Raw genomic sequence first — 2,962 nt, 5'->3', positions numbered from 1 at the left:
AACCGCGGTCAGATGACCGGGTGTTCTCAAAGGTAACACCAAAATCAACAGACCAGGCCATTCCGCTCACATCCGGCGCAACGAAGAAACAGTATTATTCATTTGTCGGCCGTAGCGCTCCAATTCTTTTCTTGCTTCTTTATTGGTCATATTGCTGACATTGTTATATAAGGTAGTGTGGGCTTCTGCGATTTCCTGCAAAATTTCAGCAAACGTTTCCAGCTCTTTTTGTTGGGCTGTTATTTCCGAAATCCTCCGGAAATAATCCTCTGCGAACTTGGTGCGTTCATAGTCCGATAATCTTTTATCCTTTAAAAAATCAAAATAGAAATTCTTGAGTCCGCTTTTTTGTACCTCCAGTTTTCCGCTTAGATTTCCGGTGAGATTAAGTTCCAAAAAACGGAGCAACTTTAATAGGGGGCCGTGGGCCTGGGCAACGTATTCCTTTATCTTTTTTCGACGGTAGCTATCCGTAAAGGCCCGAAGCAGTAGCGTGGATATATCGGAATAGGCCTGCACATCGGTCTCTTTCAGTTGTATAGGTCCAAAATCCCCGGTGGCTAAGGCTTTCGTGAAATCGTCCGTTTTATAGTTGGTAAGTTCGTTTTGGCTGAGGTCCGCCAATCCATAAAAATAATCTCTTGGGGCGTTGTAGATTACTTGGGTAATACTATCGGCCTTCTGGTTTTGGGCGCAATCGCAGTCCGTATTATGAATTTCCAGCGTACGTATGTGCCCCTGTTGACAGTCTTGCAGGCAGACTTTTGTGAAAGTCGGAGAAATGGTCTCGTACTGTTCGATACCTTCGATCGAGGTTTCGGAGAACTTGCCGACATGCTTTAGGTTGACACAGCTGCCAAGAAGGACCGCGATACACGGTAAAAGCAGTATTTTTTTCTTAGAGGAGGAAGACATCTGCACGGCATTTCATCATACAAGTTAGGAATAATACGGTAATTAAACGTAATAAGTACCGTCAAAATAGGCCGTCTACAAAAAAAAAGACCATCAAATCGGATAGATTTTGATGGCCTTTCGATAGTGTCGATGAAATCGTTTGAGGAAGTTGAATCGGTGAAATTACATCGTAGGATCCGGTGTCATCCTTAAATAGGGTTTGACTTCCTTTACGCCTTTTTTGAACATATCGACGGCATCTTTGGTAGAAATGGCCGGACTCACGACAACGTCTTCCCCGTTTTTCCAATTGGCGGGTGTTGCCACTTTGTGATTTGCGGTGAGCTGTAACGAATCGACGACTCGCAGCAGCTCGTAAAAATTACGGCCTGTAGAGGCGGGATAGGTCAACATCAGTTTTACCGTTCTATCGGGAGCGATGATAAAGACCGAGCGAACCGTAAGCGTATCATCGGCCTTCGGATGAATCATATCGTAGAGGTCGGAAACCTTTCGATCCGTATCGGCGATAATCGGAAAATTGACCGTGGTGTCGTTCACTTCGTTGATGTCCTTTATCCATTCTTTGTGCGAGGCGGCGTCATCGACGCTGAGCGCCAACATTTTTACGTTGCGTTTGTCGAATTCCCCCTTGAATTTTGCCGTAGTGCCCAATTCGGTGGTACATACGGGCGTAAAATCCGCTGGATGCGAGAAAAGAATACCCCAGCTATCGCCGAGATAATCGTAGAGGTTGATTTCTCCCATGGAGCTGTCCGCCGTAAAATCGGGTGCTTTGTCGCCTAATCGTATTGTTGCCATTGTGGTATGTTTTATTGGATTAATATTTATCCTATAAATCTAGTAGATTAAACAGGAATCTCCATAGGGTAATGGTTAAAAATGTATTAAAGTTTAGTACTTTTAGATGATGGAAAACAAAGATTTGGAAAAACTAAAATACCCCATCGGAAAGTACGATATACCGGAAGAAATCACCGATGCCCATATTGCGGGATGGATCGAGAATATGGAGAGCCTCCCTGAGCGATTAAGGAAATTGGTAGAAAACCTTTCGGAAGAACAACTCGAAACGCCCTATCGCCCCGGTGGATGGACAGTACGACAAACGGTGCACCACATGGCGGACAGCCATCACAACAGCTACAACCGCTTTAAATGGGCCCTGACCGAAGATAAGCCCATCATAAAGCCCTACGACGAAAAAGCCTGGTCCGATCTGTTCGATGCCAAATCTGCGCCCATAGAACTTTCGTTACACCACTTAAGTGCGGTTCATGCCAAGTTGGTGTATCTTTTAAAGGGACTTTCAAGGTATCACCTACAACGGATTTTTATCCACCCCGAGGGTAATGTGCAATCCCCGCTCGATGAAAATATCGGTCGCTACGCCTGGCATGGCAACCATCACTATGGGCATATTCAGAATTTGATCAAGAAATCTTTTGATAGGGAGGTCAACAGCCAGCAATGAAAATTTATTACTGCCAACCGCGACCGGCTACTGAAAACATTTTACGATTTCCATTTAATATTGCAGCCGATACTGGGTTTCTGGTTTGGATCAACCTCTTTACCTGAAAGAAGCGCATCCAAAGCACTCCTCAAATCGTTCCCTGTCAGTGGGAGTCCGTTGCCTGGTCGGGAATCGTCCATCTGGCCGCGGTAGACCAATTCCAGATTCGCATCGAAAAGGTAGAAATCGGGGGTGCAGGCGGCGTCGTAGGCCTTTGCCGTTTCTTGGGTCGCATCGTAGAGATAGGGGAAGGTATACCCCGCTTGTTTTGCGTTTTCTTTCATCAGTTCGGGAGCATCCTGCGGATAGTTTTCAACATCGTTGCTGGAAATTGCGATAAAACCGATGCCTTTTTCCTGATAGGCTGCAGCCAATTGTACGATTTCGGGATTGACGTGCTTTACGAACGGACAGTGGTTGCAGATGAACATAATTACCGTTCCCTTATCCCCTTTCACGGCTTGTAGGTTTACGGTCTTTTCGATTACGGTATCCTGTAGACTGAATTCCGGGGCGGTCGTTCCGAGG

At 45.7% G+C, this 2,962-nt stretch carries 4 protein-coding genes; 1 reads left to right on the top strand and 3 read right to left on the bottom strand.

Annotation, left to right across the window (positions count from 1 at the left end):
- Nucleotides 1-66 precede the first annotated feature (66 nt).
- Nucleotides 67-915 (bottom strand): hypothetical protein, encoded by an 849-nt coding sequence (locus tag ACEW8S_RS13800; RefSeq protein WP_373518725.1) that lies wholly within the window; start codon nt 913-915, stop codon nt 67-69.
- Between the two features lie 165 nt (nt 916-1,080).
- On the bottom strand, nt 1,081-1,719 hold the full coding sequence (locus ACEW8S_RS13795) for a peroxiredoxin (protein WP_373518724.1): 639 nt from the start codon (nt 1,717-1,719) through the stop codon (nt 1,081-1,083).
- Between the two features lie 109 nt (nt 1,720-1,828).
- On the opposite strand from ACEW8S_RS13795, the gene ACEW8S_RS13790 reads away from it, so the two are divergent.
- Nucleotides 1,829-2,392 carry a YfiT family bacillithiol transferase gene (locus tag ACEW8S_RS13790; protein ID WP_373518726.1) on the top strand — a complete coding sequence of 188 codons (564 nt, stop codon included), beginning with the start codon at nt 1,829-1,831 and terminating at the stop codon, nt 2,390-2,392.
- A gap of 41 nt (nt 2,393-2,433) precedes the next feature.
- Here the strand turns inward: ACEW8S_RS13790 and ACEW8S_RS13785 are convergent.
- Nucleotides 2,434-2,962: thioredoxin family protein (locus tag ACEW8S_RS13785; protein WP_373518723.1), on the bottom strand; the 529-nt coding region annotated here is incomplete at its 5' end.

The organism is Pricia sp. (assembly GCF_041745955.1).
In the GTDB taxonomy this organism is placed as follows: Bacteria; Bacteroidota; Bacteroidia; order Flavobacteriales; family Flavobacteriaceae; genus Pricia.
Note: the sequence above shows the minus strand (reverse complement) of the source record. Positions and strands in the feature narration are given on the sequence as shown.